Below are 18,362 nucleotides of genomic sequence, written 5' to 3'. Positions count from 1 at the left end.
ATGCCGGCCGACGGCCGAGCGCCCACAGGGGACGCTCGGCCGCCGGCCGGTGCAGGTACGAGTACGGATCCGTGGTGCCGGTCCGATCAGCCGGTGACCGCGTTCAGCGCCGGCAGGTAGCCGTAGCGGTAGCCGTCGGCGTCCGGGTGGTACGCCTCGATGATCCCGGAGATGTCGTTGATCCACGGGTCGCCGGCGCAGACGCCGTGCCCGGCGAAGTAGCGCCGGGTGTCGGCGAAGGTGGCACCGGCGGCGTTGGCCCGGGCAGCCGTGACCGAGGCGAGCGCGTCGGCGGCCTCGTTGAGGATGGTGCGCTTGTAGGTGCTCATCGCCAGCCAGCCGCAGGAGGTCGTCTCGAACAGTCGCGGGTAACCGAGGACGATCAGCCGGGCGTTCGGTGCCCGATTGCGGATGGCCGCGTAGGTGGCGTCCAGTCGGGCGGGCAGCGTCGTGGTGGCGAAGGTCTTGGCCGTGTTGACGGCGTTGGTGCAGGACGAGGTGCTACCGAACCGGCAACTGGTGATGACGTTGACGAAGCCGGCGTCGTTGCCACCGATGGTGATGGTGACCAGGGTGGTGCTGGCGCTGAGCGCGCTGACCTGGTCGCTGAGCACGTCGGCGGTGACCGCACCGCCGCAGGCCTTGAAGTTGAAGCTGGTCACGCCGTGGGCGGCCGCCCAGAGTGGGGCGTACGACTTCTGACTGCGGAGGCAGCCGGACAGGTCGTACGGGCCGGCGCCGACGCCGGAGGAGTACGAGTCGCCGAGCGCGACGTAGTTGACGGCGGCGGCCTGCGCGGTGCCGGGCACGAGCACGGCGCCGAGGGCGGCGGTGAAGACGGCGACCAGCGCAGCCAGGGCGCGGGCCAGCGGACGGTGGGGCATGACGGACCTCCACAGAACAGGGGTGGTGGGATCCTGCGACCGCGCGCGTGGCCAGGGGTGGAACGGTTGTTACCAGGCGGTAATGCTATCGAAACATCTAGATCAATGGAATAGCGCGGTCACACCGCGCGGCGGGCCGGCGAGGTTCACATTTGTCGATTAGGTTGGCGGAGCGAACACCCCGATGGAGGGAGTCCACCTCGTGCGACGAGTCCTCACGGCGGCCACCGCCGCCCTGACCCTCACCACCGCCGGCACCATGCTCGCCGGCACCCCCGGCCAGGCCGCCCCGACAGGCTGGGGCCGGCCCATCGTCACCGCCGCGCCGCAACCCGGCGCGCCCGGGTTGGGCGACAGCTACTTCCCCGACTACGGCAACGGCGGCTACGACGTCGAGCACTATGACGTCCGGCTGCGCTACGACCCGGCGACCGACCTGCTCACCGGCACCACCACCATCCTCGCCACCGCCACCCAGGACCTCTCCCGGTTCAACCTGGACTTCCTGCTCGACGTCGAGTCGGTGCGGGTCAACGGTTGGGCGGCGAGCACCAGCACGGCGGGCGCGCACGAGCTGGTGGTCACCCCGGCCCGCACGGTGACCCAGGGCCAGCAGCTCACCATCGTGGTGCGCTACGGCGGTATCCCGTCGGAGACCCTGGTCGGCGGCTACACCGGCTGGACGCGTACCGACGACGGGGCGCTGGCGGTCAACGAGCCCGAGTCGGCGTGGTGGTGGTTCCCGAGCAACGACCACCCACTGGACAAGGCCACCTTCGACATCTCCGTGTCGGTCCCCACCGGTGTCGAGGTGATCAGCAACGGCGTGCAGCCACGGCCGCCGCTGGCCGAGGCCGGCAACCGCACCCGCTGGATCTGGCGGACCACCTCCCCCACCGCCCCCTACCTGGCCTTCATGGCCATCGGCCAGTACGACATCGTCACCGACACCACCCCGGGCGGCCAGCCGGTGATCAACGCGTACAGCACCTCACTGGGCGCGCTCGGGCCGGCCGCGCGGGCCAGCATCGAACGCACCGCCGAGATCGTCGACTGGGAGAGCGGGATCTTCGGCCCGTACCCGTTCGAGGCGCAGGGTGGCGTTGCCGGGCCGGTGGACGGCATCGGCTTCGCGCTGGAGACGCAGACCCGACCGGTGTACGGCCCCGGCTTCTGGCGGCGCGGCGCCAACACCTACGTGGTGGCGCACGAGAACGCCCACCAGTGGTTCGGCGACTCGGTCTCGGTGGCCGACTGGCGCAACATCTGGCTCAACGAGGGCTTCGCCTCGTACGCCGAGTGGCTCTGGTCGGAGGAGCAGGGCGAGGGCACCGCACAGGAGCTGTTCGACTTCACCTACGCCAGCTACCCGGCCGATTCGGAGTTCTGGCAGGTGCTGCCCGGCGACCCGGGCGCCGACCGGGTCTTCGACAACGCCGTCTACGACCGGGGCGCGATGACACTGCACCAGCTGCGGCTGGCGGTTGGCGACGACGCGTTCTTCGAGATCCTGCCGGCCTGGACGGCCGAGCACCGGCACGGCAACGGCACCATCGCGCAGTTCCAGGCACTGGCCGAGCGGGTCTCCGGTTTGGACCTGGACGACCTGTTCACCACCTGGCTGTTCACCGCCGGCCAACCCGACGTGGCCACCGCCGCACGCAAGGCCGCCCCGCCGACCGAGCCGAAGTCCTGGGCCAAGATCCGCGAGGCGCACGAGCTCATCCAGCGCTGATCCCGACGTTCGGCCGGGGGCGCGCGGCGCCCCCGGCCGAGCCCGGCACCCCAGCCAACAGGCGGCGGGCCACCCGCACGTGCGTTCGCGGCGGGGCCGGCGGGGTCGCCGTCCCAGATATGGGGCAGCTCGACAGGCACGGACGAGCACAGCCCCCGCGCGTCCTCCGGCTGGCTCGCGCACCTCGCGGAGACCGGGCCGCCGCGCAGCTCAGAGAGTCTGCGCTGAGGATCCACCCACCGGCACCGGCGTGTCACCCGACTGCTCGGCCGCGCTCGCTTCGATGGCGCGAATGTGCCGGTAGGCGAACCAGAGCGGTGGGAACGCCCCGACCGCGAAGGAAAGGTCGATGAGCGTCCAGAACCAAGGGATGTCCCGGATTGGGCCGCAAATCAGCGCCAGCGGGACGATGCCCGCGCAAGCGATCATGCCGACCTGCACCACCCAGACGTTGCGCACCGGGTCGCGCAGCGGCCCCCAGAACGCCACCGCCAGCACCAGATGAGCGAAGGCCAACCAGTCGGTGCCGTAGAGCAGGAACGGATAGTCCTCGCCAGCCGTCACGAGCCCGGTGTGCACCCGCTGGATCCAGTCAACCAGCGCCGGCAGGTGACCAGCGAGCGGATCCAGTGCCCGCAGCAGCCAGCGCACCTCGATCTCCAGCGGAAACGCGGTGACGCCGCTCAGGAAGAGCCCGATCAGCACGATCCACAGCCAGCGACGGGTTCGCCGTAGCCGCTCCTCGATGTCCATCACCGCAGCGTAACGATGATCTTCGTATCGTCCTGCCCCGTGAGCGGGCCGCAGGGAGTGACCGCTGTCTCAGCGGCAACACGCCGCCCCAGCGCCGGCCCGCATCCCAAGGCGGACCGGCGTCTGGTGACGCCCTCAGTTCAGCGAGCGGCGAGGGCCTGCGCGGCCGAGCCGACCGGGGCTGGCAGCGCGCCGGCACCACCCAGATAGCCGTGGATGGCGGCGGCCGCCGCACGCCCCTCGGCGATGGCCCAGACGATCAGCGAGGCACCCCGGTGCATGTCACCGGCGACGAACACCCCGTCGGCGTCGGTCTGCCAATCGTCACGGGCGTCGACGGCGCCCCGGGTATTACGGGTCACGCCGAACTGGGCCAGCAGCGGCTGCTGCTCGGTGCCCTCGAAGCCGATCGCCAGCAGCACCAGGTCGGCTGGCAGCTCCCGCTCCGAGCCCGGAACCACGGTGACGAACCGCCGGCCGTCGCGTTTCTCCACGGTCACCTCGGCGATCCGCACGGCCCGCACCTGGCCGGTGCCGTCGTCCACGAACTCCTGGACAGCCACGGCGAAGACCCGCTCGCCACCCTCCTCGTGCGCCGGGTAGCTGCGCAGGATCCACGGCCAGGTCGGCCACGGATCCCGTGCCTCGTCGCGCGCCCGGGGCGGCTGCGGGTACAGGTCGAGCTGGTGGACGCCCGCCGCGCCCTGCCGGTGGGCGACGCCGAGGCAGTCGGCCGCGGTGTCGCCGCCACCGATGATCACCACGTGCTTGCCGGCCGCGTCGATCGGGGTGCCGTCCGGCAGCACCGCCCGGGCCGCCCGACCTTCGCCGGTGACCGCGACGCCCGGCTGATCGGTGGCCCCGGTGGCGACCGCGCGATTCGCCGCGACCAGATGCGCCATTGCCTGGTGTACGCCCCGCAGCGCCCGACCCGGGGTTTCCGGGGTTTCCCGGCCCTGCAACGCGCCGCAGGCCAGCAGCACCGCGTCGTGTTCGGCGCGCAACTGCTCGGCGGTGACGTCCACGCCGACGTTCACGCCGGTGCGGAAGCGCACCCCCTCGGCGGTCAGCTGGGCCAGACGGGCGTCGACGTGCCGCTTCTCCAGCTTGAAGTCGGGGATGCCGTACCGGAGCAGGCCACCGATCGCGTCGTCACGTTCGTACACGGTCACCAGGTGACCGGCGCGGGCCAACTGCTGGGCGGCGGCCAGGCCGGCGGGCCCGGAACCGACGACGGCGACCGACCGCCCGGACGGCGCCGGCACCGGGCGGGGGGTGAGGCCGCGCGCCGCGGCGGCGTCGGCGATCTCCACCTCGATCTGCTTGATGGTCACCGGTTGGCCGCCGGCGATGCCCAGCACGCAGGCCGCTTCACAGGGTGCCGGGCAGAGCCGACCGGTGAACTCCGGGAAGTTGTTGGTGGCGTGCAGCGACTCCACCGCGGCGTCCCAGTTCCCGGTGCGGACCAGGTCGTTCCAGTCCGGGATCCGGTTGCCCAGTGGGCAGCCGGCGGTGTCGCTGTGGCAGAACGGGATGCCGCAGTCCATGCAGCGGGTGGCCTGCTCGCGGACGAGGTCCTCGCCGGCCGGCGGGTACACCTCACGCCAGTCGCTGATCCGCACCGGCACCGGGCGGCGGGCCGGCAGCCGCCGGTCGTAGCGCAGGAAACCGTTCGGGTCAGGCACGTGCCACCTCCTGGGCAGCCACCCGCGGGGCAGGCGGCACCGGCATCGCCGGCTCAGTGGGCGGTGTCAGTTCTTTCATCACCGCGTCGTCGACGTCGCGGCCGGCGGCTTCGGCGGCCCGCATGATCTCCAGCACCCGGCGGTAGTCGCGGGGCACCACCACGGTGAACTCGGCCACCGCCTCCGGCCAGCGCTTGAGCAGCTCCTCAGCGACCGCCGACCCGGTCTCGGCCACGTGCCGCTGGACCAGCTCGTGCAGCAGCGTCTGCTCCTGCTCGCCCAGCGGCGCCAGGTCGACCAGCTCCGCGTTGACCCGTGCGCGGTCCAGGTGGTGCACGAACGCCGTGCCGCCGGACATGCCGGCCGCGAAGTTACGACCGGTCGCGCCGAGCACCACCACCGTGCCGCCGGTCATGTACTCGCAGCCGTGGTCGCCGACGCCCTCGACGACGGCGATCGCACCGGAGTTGCGCACCGCGAACCGCTCCCCCACCCGACCGCGCAGGAAGATCTCGCCCGCGGTGGCTCCGTACAGGATGGTGTTGCCGGCGATGATCTGATCCTCGGCCCGCTGCCCCGGCTCGGCGTCGGCGTCGAGGAACGGCGCGGCGGCGTCCGGACGCACGATGATCCGCCCGCCGGAAAGGCCCTTGCCCACGTAGTCGTTGGCGTCGCCGTGCAGCCGCAGGGTCACCCCGCGCGGCAGGAAGGCGCCGAACGACTGCCCGGCCGTGCCGTGCAGCACGAACTCGATGGTGTCCTCGGGAAGGCCGGCGCCGCCGAAGCGGCGGGTCACCTCGCCGCCGAGCATCGCGCCGACGCTGCGGTGCTCGTTGCGTACCGCCACCTCGACCCGCACCGGCGAGCCATCGGAGAGCGCCGGACGGGCGAGCGCGATCAGCTCGTTGTCCAGTGCCTGATCAAGGCCGTGATCCTGCGCGCGGACGCCACGTCGGGCAGCGCCGGCGGGCAGCTCCGGCAGGTGCAGGACGGGCGCGAGGTCCAACCCGTGCGCCTTCCAGTGCGTCACCGCCGTGGCCACGTCGAGCAGCTCGGACTGCCCGATCGCCTCCTCGATCGAGGAGAAGCCCAGCTCGGCCAGGTATCCCCGGACCTCCTCGGCGAGGAAGAGGAAGAAATTCTCCACGAACTCCGGGGTGCCGGTGAAGCGCTCCCGCAGCACCGGGTTCTGGGTGGCGATGCCGACCGGGCAGGTGTCCAGGTGACAGACCCGCATCATCACGCAGCCGGCGACGATCAGCGGCGCGGTCGCGAAGCCGAACTCCTCCGCGCCGAGCAGTGCCGCGATCAGCACGTCCCGGCCGGTCTTGAGTTGGCCGTCGACCTGCACGGTGACCCGGTCGCGCAGCTTGTTGAGCAGCAGCGTCTGCTGCGCCTCAGCCAGCCCCAACTCCCAGGGGGTGCCGGCGTGCTTCAGCGAGTTCATCGGGGAAGCGCCAGTGCCGCCGTCGTGACCGGAGATCAGGATGACGTCCGCCTTGAGCTTCGCCACCCCGGCGGCGACAGTGCCGACGCCGACCTCACTGACCAGCTTCACGTGCACCCGGGCAGCCGGGTTGACGCACTTCAGGTCGTGCACCAGCTGGGCAAGGTCCTCAATGGAGTAGATGTCGTGGTGCGGCGGCGGGGAGATCAGACCCACGCCCGGCGTGGCGTGCCGGGTCCGGGCGATCCAGGGCCAGACCTTGTTGCCGGGGAGCTGACCGCCCTCGCCCGGCTTGGCGCCCTGCGCCATCTTGATCTGGAGGTCGTCGGCGTTGACCAGGTATTCGCTGGTCACACCGAACCGGCCACTGGCGATCTGCTTGACCGCCGAGCGGCGGGCCGGGTCGTGCAACCGCTCCACGTCCTCGCCGCCCTCGCCGGTGTTCGACTTGCCGCCGAGGCGGTTCATCGCGATGGCGAGCGTCTCGTGTGCCTCCGCGGAGATCGACCCGTACGACATCGCGCCGGTGGCGAACCGCTTGACGATCTCGGTGGCCGGCTCGACCTCTTCGATCGGTACCGCCGGGCGGACCCCGGTACGCAGGGTGAACAGCCCGCGCAGCGAGCCGGCCTGCGCGGCGAGCGCGTCGACCTTCGCCGTGTACTGCCGGAAGACGTCGTACTGCCGGCTGCGGGTGGCGTGCTGGAGCAGGAAGACCGTCTCCGGGTTGAACAGGTGCAGCTCACCCTCGCGGCGCCACTGGTACTCGCCGCCGACCTCCAACCGGTCGGAGGCCGCGGCGCCTGCCGGGGGCCAGGCCAGCGCGTGCCGGGCGGCCACCTCGGCGTGCACGCCCGCCAGCCCCACCCCGCCGATGCGGCTGGGGGTACCCCGGAAGTAGCGCTCGACCAGCCGGGTGTCCAGGCCGACCGCCTCGAAGACCTGCGCACCGCAGTACGAGGAGACCGTCGAGATGCCCATCTTCGACATGATCTTCAGGACGCCCTTGCCGAGCGCCTTTGCGTAGTTGCGGACCGCGGCAGCGGGTTCGACGCCGGCCAGCGCGCCGGTGGAGATCAGGTCCTCCACCGACTCGAACGCCAGGTACGGGTTGACCGCCGCAGCGCCGTAGCCGATCAGGACCGCCGCGTGGTGCACCTCCCGGCAGTCGCCGGACTCCACGATCAGCGCCGCCTGCGTACGCGTCTGCTCACGCACCAGGTGCTGGTGCACGGCGGCGGTGAGCAGCAGCGACGGGATCGGCGCCAGGTCGGCGTTGGAGTCCCGGTCGGAGAGCACCAGGATGCGTACGCCGTCCTCGATCGCCTCGGAGACGTGCCGGCAGATCTCGGTCAGCCGTGCCTTGATCCCGGCGGCGCCCTCCCGGATGCGGTACAGACCGGAGACCCGGACCGCTTTGAAGCCGGGCAGGTCGCCGTCATCGTCGATGGAGAGGATCTTCGCCAGCTCGTCGTTGTCGATGATCGGGTGCGGCAGCACGATCTGCCGGCAGCTCGCCGCGCCCGGGTCGAGCAGGTTGCCCTCCGGCCCGATCGTCGACGCCAGGCTGGTCACCAGCTCCTCGCGGATGGCGTCCAGCGGCGGGTTGGTGACCTGGGCGAAGAGCTGGTGGAAGTAGTCGTAGAGCAGCCGCGGTCGGGTGGACAGCGGCGAGATCGGGGTGTCCGTCCCCATTGAACCGAGCGGCTCGGCGCCGGTGCGGGCCATCGGCCCGAGCAGGATCTTCAGCTCCTCCTCGGTGTAGCCGAAGGTCTGCTGGCGGCGGCGGACCGAGTCGTGGGTGTAGACGGTGTGCTCACGGGCGGGCAGGTCGTTCAGCTCGATCAGCCCGGCGTGCAGCCACTCGCCGTACGGCTGCGCGGCGGCCAACTCGGACTTGATCTCCTCGTCGTGCACGATGCGGCCGGCGACGGTGTCGACCAGGAACATCTTGCCTGGCTGAAGCCGCCCCTTCGCGACCACGTGGGCCGGGTCGAGGTCGAGCACGCCCGCCTCGGAGCCGAGCACCACGAGCCCGTCGTCGGTCTGCCACCAGCGCCCCGGGCGCAGCCCGTTGCGGTCCAACACCGCGCCGACGATGTCGCCGTCGGTGAAGGCCACCGACGCGGGGCCGTCCCACGGCTCCATGAGGCTGGCGTGGAAGCGGTAGAAGGCTCGCTTGGCCGGCTCCATGCCGGGGTCGTTCTCCCACGCCTCGGGGATCATCATGAGCACCGCGTGCGGCAGGCTCCGCCCGGCCAGGTGCAGCAGCTCCAGGACCTCGTCGAAGTTCGCCGAGTCGGAGGCGCCGGGGGTGCAGACCGGGAAGACCCGCCGGATGTTGCCTGGCACGTTCGGTGAGCGCAGCAGCGCCTCGCGGGCCTGCATCCAGTTGCGGTTGCCACGAATCGTGTTGATCTCGCCGTTGTGGGCGATGAACCGGTACGGGTGCGCCAGCGGCCAGGACGGGAAGGTGTTGGTGGAGAAGCGGGAGTGCACCAGCGCGATCGCGCTGTCCACCCGCTCGTCCCGCAGGTCGGGGTAGAAGGCCGGCAACTGGTCGGGGGTGAGCATTCCCTTGTAGACCATGGTCCGACTCGACAGCGACGGGAAGTACGCCGGCACGCCCCGCTCGGCGGTTTCCCGCTCGGCCTGCTTACGCAGGCAGAACGCCACCCGGTCCAGCTCGGTGCCACGCAGGGCGGAACCGGCCGGCCCATCGGGTGAGTCGGTGAGCCGGTGCGCGGCCAGGAAGAGCTGCCGGACCCGGGGCATCGCCGCCACGGCGGTCTCGCCGAGCTCACTCGGGTCGATCGGCACGTCCCGCCAGCCGAGCACGTCGGCCCCCTCGACCAGCGCGTACTTCTCGACCACTCGTCGGGCACGCGCCTCGGCGGCATCGCTGTCGGGGAGGAAGACAAGCCCGGTGGCGTATTCGCCCGCCGGGGGAAGCGCGACGTCGGCCACCGCGCGCAGGAACGCGTCAGGCACCTGGATCATGATGCCCGCGCCGTCTCCGGTGTTCGGCTCCGCGCCACGGGCGCCCCGATGATCCAGCCGGCAGAGCGCGCCGAGCCCGTTGGCGACGACCGCGTGCGAACGCCGGCCGTGCAGGTCCGCTACGAAGGCCACACCGCAGGCGTCGTGCTCCTGGGCCGGGTCGTAGAGGCCCTGTGCGGGCGGGCGGGAGCCGGGCGTGGGGGACGCCTGCGGGCTGTGCGGGTACGGCTGTGACTTGTGCGGGTACGGCTGAGCCACCGGGCCTCCTGTCGTCACTCAGGTTGGATCATGGTGGGGACGACGTCGGCCCGTGGGTCTATTGAGTCTACGTTAGGGCCGGGGCCGCACGGCCACCTGAGATTGATCACACCGTCCATAGTCTGGGACGTGTAGTCTCGCGCGGTGGATCCGCTACACAAGGACATCTTCGACCGGTTGGAACACTTCTACGACGCGGTGCCCCGCGACGTCGCCGGTGTGGAGGAGCATGGCGGGCTGGTGTTGTTCGTCCGGGAGGGTGCCGGCTGGCCGTTCTACGCCCGCCCTCGGATCGACGCCACCGAGCCGCCCTCGCTGGCCGACGTGACCTCGGTCCGCGAGCGGCAGCGGAAGCTGGGCCTGCCGGAAGCCTTCGAGTGGGTGCACGAGACGACCCCCGAGCTGTTGGCGGTGGCCCGCTCGGCAGGGCTCAACGTGCTGGAAGCGCCGCTGATGGTGCTCGACCTGACCGCGCTGCCCGACCCGGCGACGCTGTCCGACGTGTCGGTGCGGGTGCTGGCGGCGGACTCTCCCGGCTTCGCCGCCGACGTCGCCGCCCGGCGGGCGGTGGCAGCCGTGTCGTTCGCCGCCGCCGGCACCGCGCCCGGCGGGGCCGGCCCGGCCGAACGGGACGCCGCCGTCACCGAACTCGAGCTGGCCGCGCTCGACGAGGAGCGTGCCCGGATCGCCGACGGTCGGCGGATCTCCGCGCTGGCCGGCACTCCGACCGAGGGCGCGTTGGCCAGTGGCATGGCCATGCGTGTGAACGACGTCGCGGAGATCGCCGGGGTGGCCACCCTGCCGGCCGCCCGGCGACGCGGGCTGGCCGCCGCGCTCACCGCCGCCCTTGCTCGGGAGCTGGTTGCGGCCGGCACCGACCTGATCTTCCTCTCCGCGGGCAGCGAGGAGATCGCCCGGGTCTACCTGCGGGTCGGCTTCCGCCGCATCGGCACCGCCTGCATAGCCGAACCCGCAGCCCTCATCCCCTGACCCCTCCCGCGACCGAGGTCAGGTTGGGGGACGCCACTGGGCGGCGGAGGCGGCGGCAGTGGAGAGCAGCCGCGGATTGATTCTGCCGAGTGCGGCGTCCCGGGCGCGCAACGCCAACCGGCCCCGGGTCTGAAGCACCGCCGACATCCGTCGGGTCTGCCGGACCACCGTCGCGGCCCTGGGACGGCGAACCCGGTCGTACGCCTGAACGGCATCGGGCAGTCGAGCCTCACGCAGCAGCGAGGCGAGCGTGGCGGCGTCCTCGAAGGCGAGACACGCGCCCTGCCCGAGGTGCGGCGGCATGGCGTGCGCCGCGTCGCCGAGCAGCACCACCCCGCCCGGCCCGACCGGAAAGCCGTACGCACGGGGCAGCGGACGCAGCTCGCGGACCTCCTGCTGGACCAGGTCGGCCGGATCGGTGGCGTCGAGCAGTGCGCCAATGGGGGCCGGCCAGTCCGCGTACCAGCGGCGCAGCAGGGCGAGCTGGGTTTCCGGCGGCTCCGGGCGGGGTGCGCCGGCGGCAGTGGCCACCCAATAGATGCCGCCCCGGGTGGACCCACCCGAGGAGCCGCGCTCGCCCAGCGACGCGGCCACGAACCGGTAACCCGCGCCGAGGACCTCACCGGCCAGCGGCTGGTCGTCGGGTAGCCGAGGTGCCTGGTACCAGGGGATGACGGCCCGCCAGGCGGCGCATCCGGAGCTGACCACCCGGGACTCGGGGGCGAGCTGGCGGCGAATGCCGCTGTCCGTGCCGTCGGCGGCGACCACCAGATCCGCCTCGATGGTGTGCCGTCCGTCGCTCACCGCCGGTCGCTCGCCCGGCTCGACCCGGACGTGTCGCACGGTCACTCCGGTACGCAGCTCGACCCGGTCGCCGAGGCCGGCGATCAGCGTGTCGTGCAGGTCCTCGCGGTGCACCACCACCGGCATCCGGTCGGCCGGGATGGGCCGGGGCTGCACGAGCCAGTGCCCGTCCGGGCGACGGACGCCACCGTCGGGTAACGGGGTGGCGATGGCAGCCAGGCCCGCGCCGAGGCCGAGAACCTGCAGCGCGCGGACTCCGTTGGGCCAGAGCACCACGGCGGTCGGCTCGGGGCGCACCCGTTCGGCGCGTTCCAGCAGAGTGACCTGCCAGCCGGAACGGGCCAGCGCGCCGGCCACCGCGAGGCCACCGACCCCTGCGCCGACCACCACCGCGCTTCGCATCGGTGCCGCCTCCGCTCAGCTGTCCCGGTCGGCGGGCCGCGCGGTGGCCGCGTCGGCCCGGTCCGCGCGGGAGGCCGACGGGTCGTCCGCCGGCTCGTCGTCGGTCGACGGGCGATCGACGGGTGCCGCCTCATCGAGCGGCTCGCTGTCGCCCGGCCGGGAGCCCTCGTCAGTGGCCGGATCGGGCGGCACGACGCCGGTGTCCTGCCAGGCGGCGTACTGCTCCTCGCTGACCACCCGGTAGCCCTCCGGCGCGGCGGACCGCGCGGCGGTCTCCCGCTCGGAGAGATCGACCTGGGACAGGTCGGACGTAGCGGGCGGGGTCGGCGTCGCCGCCGCGCCGAGCGGGATCAGGTAGTCCCGGGGGCCGCGCACCCGTACGAAGTAGATCAACGCGCCGAGGAAGACCAGGCCGGCGGTCCAGACGTTGAGCCGGACACCGAGGATCTGGTTGGCCTCGTCGGTGCGCATCAGCTCGATCCAGAACCGGCCGACGGTGTAGCCCATCACGTAGAGCGCGAAAGCCCGGCCCCGGCCCAGCTTCAGCCGTCGGTCCAGGATGAGGACCAGGGCGACCACGCCAAGGTTCCACAGCGCCTCGTAGAGGAAGGTCGGCTGGTACAGGCCCGGTTCGAGGATCGGCTGCCCGGCGTCGTCACGCAGCGCGTGCCCCGGATTGTCCGGGTCCATCCGGTGGATCTGCAGGCCCCACGGCAGGGTGGTTTGGCTGCCGAAGAGCTCGTTGTTGAACCAGTTGCCGAGCCGACCGACCGCCTGGGCCAGCGGCAGCCCGGGTGCCAGCGCGTCGGCCACCACGCCGAACGGTATGCCGAGTTGCCGAGCCGCGATCCAGGCACCGATTGCGCCGCCGGCGACCGCACCCCAGATGCCGAGACCGCCCTCCCAGATGGCGAACGCCTTCATCGGCTCACCGCCGGCGCCGAAGTATTTCTCCGGTGAGGTGATCACGTGGTAGATCCGGGCGCCGATGATGCCCGCTGGCACCGCCCACACCGCGATGTCGAGCACCGCGCCGGGCGCGACGCCGCGCTGCCGCAGCCGGCGCTCCGTCACCCAGCAGGCCAGCACGATGCCGGCGATGATGCAGAGCGCGTACGCCCGGATCGGCACCGGCCCGAGCTGCCAGACCGCGGTGCTGGGACTGGGAAGGGCCGCCTGGGGGGACAGCGAGACGAGGGTCACGGGTGCACACGCTACCGCTGCACACCCCCGCAGCGGCACCCCGGGCCACTGGAGCGCGCATCTCGGTGACTTCTGGTTTGCGCCGCCGTACGCTCTTTGTCCATGAGTGCGCTCACCTGGGCGGTCGCCGCAGTCGTCACCGACGACACCGGCCGGGTTCTGCTCTGCCAGCAGGGCCGGGGCGAGCGCCGCTACGCGCTACCCGGCGGGCGACTGCGCCCCGCCGAGAGCCCGGTGCGGGCGGCCCTGCGGGACATCCGCGCGGAGATTGGCTGGGACATCGAACTGGTCGACCTGATCGGCGTCTACCACCTGACCGGGCCCGCGGGGGGAACGCCGGCCGGAGGCGCCGGGCCGCTGCCGGACGTCCTCGTGCACGTGTTCCGGGCCCGCGCGGCCGAGGGCCGACCGACGGCCGACCCGCCGCCGGGCTGCCGGTTGTCCTGGCACGCCCCCGCCGCGCTGCCCGAGTCGGTCACCCCGCTCACCCGGGCCGCCGTCACCGACGCGATCGCCGGCCGCTCCGGCGTACTCCGCGACACGAGGTGGACACCCGGGACCATCAACCCCGCGCCGCCGCCACCGGAGCAACGGGCCGAGGCGGACATACCAGGGCGTTCGCCGGCCCTGGACCACCGACCAGCTGTTCCCGGACGCCCTCCGCCGGCCGGGCATCCATCCGGTTGAGCCTTATACCTGTGCGGCATAGATATGACTCACAGGTATAACGCTCACCAGACAGACATGCCCAACACGCACAGCGGGGTAAGGGCTCAGCGGTTGGGGGTGCGGACGCCTTCGGCGAGTTCGGCGCTGAGGGTACGAAGAGCGGCAAGCCCCTCCGCCTCGGTGGGCGCGTCGAGCATGCACCGAACCAGCGCGCTGCCCACGATCACCCCGTCGGCGTACCCGGCGACGGTGCCGGCCTGCGCACCGGTGCCCACGCCCAGACCGACACCGATCGGCAGGTCGGTGACCTCCCGGGCCCGGGAGACCAGCGTCGGCGCGGCGTCGGAGGTACGCGCCCGAGCGCCGGTCACACCCATGACGGCGGTCGCGTAGACGAAGCCGCGGCAGTGCTCCACGGTCATCGCGAGCCGCGCGTCGGTGGACGACGGCGACACCAGGAAGGTGCGGTCCAGTCCGTGCGCGTCCGAGGCGGCCAGCCACTCGTCGGCCTCGTCGGGGATGAGGTCCGGGGTGATCAGACCGGTGCCACCGGCAGCGGCGAGATCACGGGCGAACACGTCCACGCCGTACCGCTCGACCGGGTTCCAGTAGGTCATGGTTACCACCGGCGCTCCGGTGGCCGCCACCGCCTCGATGATGCGCAGCGTGTCCGCGGTGCGGACGCCCCCGGCCAGCGCGATGTCGCTGGCCTTCTGGATGACCGGCCCGTCCATCACCGGGTCGGAGTAGGGGATCTCCACCTCGATGACGTCGACGCCGGCCTCGACCATGGCGATCATCGCGGCGATGCTGCCCTCGACGGTCGGGAACCCGGCCGGCATGCAGCCGACCAGCAGTGCCCGTCCGTCGGCGCGGGCCTTGTCGAAGGCCACCCCGATCCGGCTCATCTCACCGCTCCTTGTCGAGAATGCCGAAGTAGTCGCCGGCGGTGTGCACGTCCTTGTCGCCCCGCCCGGAAAGGTTGACCACGATGGTGGGCACCCGACCCAGCTCGGCGGCGAGCTTCGGGGCCAGCGTCAGGGTGCCGGCGAGCGCGTGCGCGCTCTCGATCGCCGGGATGATCCCCTCGGTGCGGCAGAGCAGCTCGAACGCGGCCATCGCCTCGTCGTCGGTGACCGGCAGGTAGTTGGCCCGGCCGGTGTCGTGCAGCCAGGCGTGCTCGGGCCCGACGCCCGGGTAGTCCAAGCCGGCGGAGATCGAGTGCGACTCCAGCGTCTGCCCGTCGGCGTCCTGCAACACGTAGGTGCGGGCGCCGTGCAGAACCCCGGCGGACCCACCGGTGATGCTGGCCGCGTGCCGGCTGGTGGTCACCCCGTCGCCGCCAGCCTCGAAGCCGTACAGCCGCACGTTCTCATCGCCCACGAAGGCGTGGAAGATGCCCAGCGCGTTGGAGCCGCCGCCGACGCAGGCGGTGACCGCGTCCGGCAACGCGCCGGTGAGGTCGAGGCACTGCTGGCGGGCTTCGTCGCCGATACCGCGCACGAAGTCACGGACCATCGCCGGGAACGGGTGCGGCCCGGCGGCGGTGCCGATCAGGTAGTGCGTCTCGTCGACGTTGGCCACCCAGTCGCGCATCGCCTCGTTCATCGCGTCCTTGAGGGTGCGTGAACCGGTGGTGACCGGGACGACGGTGGCGCCGAGCATGCGCATCCGGGCCACGTTGAGCGCCTGCCGCTCGGTGTCGACCTCGCCCATGTAGACCACGCACTCGAGGTCGAACAGGGCGGCGGCGGTCGCGGTGGCCACGCCGTGCTGGCCGGCCCCGGTCTCCGCGATCACCCGGGTCTTGCCCATCCGCTTGGTGAGCAGCGCCTGACCGAGCACGTTGCGCACCTTGTGCGCGCCGGTGTGGTTGAGGTCCTCGCGCTTGAGCAGCACCCGCGCGCCGACCTTCGCCGAGAACCGCCGAGCCTCGTAGAGCAGCGACGGCGTGCCCGCGTAGTCGCGCAACAGCGCGGCGAACTCGGCCCGGAAGGACTCGTCCGTCATCGCCGTGCGCCACGCCCCGTCGAGCTCGTCCAGCGCGGCCACCAGGGCCTCGGGAACGAACCGACCGCCGAAGCGGCCGAAGTGGCCGGCGGAGTCGGGCTGCGGGCCGGCCACCTGGGCCAGCGCGTCGGCGCTCATCGGAAATCCTCTCGGTGGGACGTCACACCGGCGCGGGTCAGCGCACCGGCCGGGGCGTTGCCGGGTGATTACCGGCGTTGACCAGCTCAGCGACCGCCTCGCGAGGGCTCTTCTGGGTGACGAGGCCCTCGCCCACGAGGACCGCGTCGGCGCCCGCGGAGGCGTACCGGATCAGGTCGTGCGGGCCGCGAACGCCAGATTCGGCGATCTTGACGACGCTGCTGGGCAGGCCTGGCGCGATCCGCTCGAACACCGACCGGTCGACCTCCAGGGTACGCAGGTCACGGGCGTTGACCCCGATCACCTGCGCGCCGGCCTCCAGAGCACGGTCGGCCTCTTCCTCGTCGTGCACCTCGACCAGCGCGGTCATGCCCAGCGACTCGATTCGCTCCAGCAGGCCCATCAGCACGTTCTGCTCGAGCGCGGCGACGATCAGCAGGACCAGGTCGGCGCCATGCGCACGCGCCTCGTGCACCTGGTAGCTGGAGACCACGAAGTCCTTGCGCAGCACCGGCACGGTGACCGCGGCCCGGACGGCCGCCAGGTCGTCCAGTGAGCCGCCGAACCAGCGCCCCTCGGTCAGCACGCTGATCGCCCGCGCCCCACCGGCCGCATAGTCGGCGGCGAGATCGGCCGGATCGGCGATCTCGGCCAGCCGGCCCTTGGACGGCGACGAGCGCTTCACCTCGGCGATCACGGCCACGCCGGGCTTGCGCAGCGCCGCGTACGCGTCCAGCGGCGGCGGCGCCGCCGCTGCCAGTTCACGGATCCGCTCCAGCGGAACCTCCTCCTGGCGACGGGCGACGTCCTCACGCACGCCAGCCAGGATCTCGTCGAGCACGCTTACGGACGCTGCCTGACCGGCATCGTCCCCCTCCGCGTGCGCATGCTCAGCAGTCACCAACGGACTCCCCTCTCCGGGCGTCATGGGCCGATGCTAGGGGCAGCCGGCCGACGCCGGGCGCCGGGGGTATGGCGCTGCTCACGAATAGGGCTGCGGCATAATGGCCGACTTGCCGTGAACGGTATGTCACGCAGCGCCACCTCCGGTATCGACCAGCGTCACGCGGTAGGAGCCTGGCGGCCCCGGTCAGACCGGGCCGATCCATCGATCATGCCATCAGTTCCTGGCCGGCGCGCGGTGACAGCGACGACGATCGATGCTGTGAGCAAGCTCAAGGCCGAACGGACGGTCCCTGTTCACGGCCGAGGCGGGACAGTTGACCGGGCGGTCATGACGGCGAAACGTCAGCAGGCCAGCATCGTCCTCGGGCAGACTCGATGGCGCGCCTGCCCCGACCGTCGCAACTCCTCGTGCGAGGTGACCATGAGCATTACCGAGCCCCACCCGAACATCGGGCTGACCACCATCTCGCGGACGGTGGCGTCGCTCGCCGTCGGGGTGGTGCACACGTTGGAGCGAGCCGTGGTGGGCGAGGGACGGATGCGGACCGCGCGCGGCAACGCCTGGGAGGCGGTCTGCGCCGACCGTGCCCGCGCCGACCAGCGCACCGAGCTGAACCGCCTGGTGGCCGAGCTGACCGCCGCCCGCGCCGCCAGTCGCCGCCCCCAGCGGGAGCGTCAGTCAGTCGGCTGACACACCGTCGGCCGCACTGGCCGTCGCGTCAGTCGTCCGTCGGGTCCTCGCCCCGGTCCAGCGCGTTCCACGCCTCGGTGGTCCGCCGCCCGGCCATCGGGGCCGGCGGTCCCGCCGGATCGACCGGTGCCGACGCGGGCTCCTGAGCGGTCCGCACCGGCCGCTCGTATCGGGCGCCCATCGCCGGCCAGCCGCCGCCGCGCAGCGCCGTCCACAGGCCGCCCCCGGCGGCCAACAGACCGCCGAGCAGGCAGAGCGCCGGCCACTGCCGACTCACCGAGCCGTCGACGTCGGCCACCAGCCCGTACCCACCGCCAGCCGCCACGGCCAGACCGAGCGCGCCGAGCAGCACGCCGAGCACCCGCCGCGATCGGCCCCGGGTAGCCAGCACCGCCCCACCGCCAGCCAGGGTCACCAGCGCCAACGCCGGCAGCCAGGGCAGCAGGGCCGCCCCGCTACGGGTGTCGCGCACCGGCGGCAGCGGTGCCGGGCGCACGGTCAGCTCGACCGACCAGCTCCGCGTCGCCACCCAGAGCGCCAGGCCCGCGCCGGCCAGGCAGAGCAACACGGCGTACGTCAACTCGCGCCGGCCCACCGCGGGCCGCTCTTCGCTACTCAACGGGCTGGCCTTTCGTTCGCGACTGCGGGGCTCCGCTGCGCTGCACTCCTCGCGCTCACCGAGCCCACCTTCCGTTCGCGACTGCGGGGCTCCGCTGCGCTGCACTCCTCGCGCTCACCGAGCCCACCTTCCGTTCGCGACTGCGGGGCTCCGCTGCGCTGCACTCCT

At 72.4% G+C, this 18,362-nt stretch carries 14 protein-coding genes; 4 read left to right on the top strand and 10 right to left on the bottom strand.

What is annotated here, in order from left to right; all coding sequences use genetic code 11:
• Positions 1–86: 86 nt before the first annotated feature.
• Positions 87–884 (bottom strand): SGNH/GDSL hydrolase family protein, encoded by a 798-nt coding sequence (locus ABZT18_RS22180; protein ID WP_354994796.1) that lies wholly within the window; start codon positions 882–884, stop codon positions 87–89.
• Between the two features lie 202 nt (positions 885–1,086).
• Between ABZT18_RS22180 and ABZT18_RS22175 the strand changes: the two genes are divergently transcribed.
• Positions 1,087–2,619, top strand: coding sequence for a M1 family metallopeptidase (locus tag ABZT18_RS22175; RefSeq protein WP_354994797.1), 1,533 nt, complete (start codon positions 1,087–1,089; stop codon positions 2,617–2,619).
• A 210-nt stretch (positions 2,620–2,829) separates the two neighbouring features.
• Here ABZT18_RS22175 and ABZT18_RS22170 read toward each other — a convergent pair whose 3' ends face one another.
• From ABZT18_RS22170 to gltB, 3 genes are all read right to left on the bottom strand, one after another.
• A complete protein-coding gene (locus tag ABZT18_RS22170; protein WP_354994798.1) occupies positions 2,830–3,372 on the bottom strand; it encodes a hypothetical protein in 543 nt (180 codons plus the stop codon).
• A gap of 140 nt (positions 3,373–3,512) precedes the next feature.
• Positions 3,513–5,057 carry a glutamate synthase subunit beta gene (locus ABZT18_RS22165; protein ID WP_354994799.1) on the bottom strand — a complete coding sequence of 515 codons (1,545 nt, stop codon included), beginning with the start codon at positions 5,055–5,057 and terminating at the stop codon, positions 3,513–3,515.
• Complete coding sequence (gene gltB / locus ABZT18_RS22160) at positions 5,050–9,762, bottom strand: glutamate synthase large subunit (protein WP_354994800.1); 4,713 nt, start codon at positions 9,760–9,762, stop codon at positions 5,050–5,052. The genes ABZT18_RS22165 and gltB overlap by 8 nt, the downstream gene beginning before the upstream one ends.
• A gap of 144 nt (positions 9,763–9,906) precedes the next feature.
• On the opposite strand from gltB, the gene ABZT18_RS22155 reads away from it, so the two are divergent.
• On the top strand, positions 9,907–10,752 hold the full coding sequence (locus ABZT18_RS22155; RefSeq protein ID WP_354994801.1) for a GNAT family N-acetyltransferase: 846 nt from the start codon (positions 9,907–9,909) through the stop codon (positions 10,750–10,752).
• An 18-nt stretch (positions 10,753–10,770) separates the two neighbouring features.
• Here the strand turns inward: ABZT18_RS22155 and ABZT18_RS22150 are convergent, their stop codons facing one another.
• Together ABZT18_RS22150 and lgt are read right to left on the bottom strand one after the other, a co-directional pair.
• A complete protein-coding gene (locus ABZT18_RS22150; RefSeq protein ID WP_354994802.1) occupies positions 10,771–11,958 on the bottom strand; it encodes an NAD(P)/FAD-dependent oxidoreductase in 1,188 nt (395 codons plus the stop codon).
• Positions 11,959–11,973: 15 nt separating this feature from the next.
• A complete protein-coding gene (gene lgt / locus ABZT18_RS22145) occupies positions 11,974–13,161 on the bottom strand; it encodes a prolipoprotein diacylglyceryl transferase (RefSeq protein ID WP_354994803.1) in 1,188 nt (395 codons plus the stop codon).
• A gap of 102 nt (positions 13,162–13,263) precedes the next feature.
• On the opposite strand from lgt, the gene ABZT18_RS22140 reads away from it, so the two are divergent.
• Positions 13,264–13,848, top strand: coding sequence for an NUDIX hydrolase (locus tag ABZT18_RS22140; RefSeq protein ID WP_354994804.1), 585 nt, complete (start codon positions 13,264–13,266; stop codon positions 13,846–13,848).
• Positions 13,849–13,934: 86 nt separating this feature from the next.
• On the opposite strand, the gene trpA is transcribed toward ABZT18_RS22140, so the two are convergent.
• From trpA to trpC, 3 genes are read right to left on the bottom strand one after another with little or no spacing between them, the layout of a single operon-like run.
• Complete coding sequence (gene trpA / locus ABZT18_RS22135) at positions 13,935–14,738, bottom strand: tryptophan synthase subunit alpha (RefSeq protein WP_354994805.1); 804 nt, start codon at positions 14,736–14,738, stop codon at positions 13,935–13,937.
• Between the two features lies 1 nt (position 14,739).
• The gene (gene trpB / locus ABZT18_RS22130) at positions 14,740–15,978 is read right to left on the bottom strand and encodes a tryptophan synthase subunit beta (RefSeq protein ID WP_354994806.1); all 1,239 of its coding nucleotides are present in this window, start codon (positions 15,976–15,978) and stop codon (positions 14,740–14,742) included.
• Between the two features lie 37 nt (positions 15,979–16,015).
• Positions 16,016–16,819 (bottom strand): indole-3-glycerol phosphate synthase TrpC, encoded by an 804-nt coding sequence (trpC, locus tag ABZT18_RS22125; RefSeq protein WP_354994972.1) that lies wholly within the window; start codon positions 16,817–16,819, stop codon positions 16,016–16,018.
• Between the two features lie 486 nt (positions 16,820–17,305).
• Here trpC and ABZT18_RS22120 point away from each other — a divergent pair, with 486 nt between their 5' ends.
• Complete coding sequence (locus ABZT18_RS22120) at positions 17,306–17,575, top strand: hypothetical protein (RefSeq protein ID WP_354994973.1); 270 nt, start codon at positions 17,306–17,308, stop codon at positions 17,573–17,575.
• Positions 17,576–17,603: 28 nt separating this feature from the next.
• On the opposite strand, the gene ABZT18_RS22115 is transcribed toward ABZT18_RS22120, so the two are convergent.
• Positions 17,604–18,194, bottom strand: coding sequence for a Trp biosynthesis-associated membrane protein (locus ABZT18_RS22115; protein WP_354994807.1), 591 nt, complete (start codon positions 18,192–18,194; stop codon positions 17,604–17,606).
• Between the last annotated feature and the right edge of the window lie 168 nt (positions 18,195–18,362).

The sequence above is a fragment of the Micromonospora sp. NPDC005291 genome (genome assembly GCF_040607415.1).
Classification (GTDB): Bacteria; Actinomycetota; Actinomycetes; order Mycobacteriales; family Micromonosporaceae; genus Micromonospora.
Note: the sequence above shows the minus strand (reverse complement) of the source record. Positions and strands in the feature narration are given on the sequence as shown.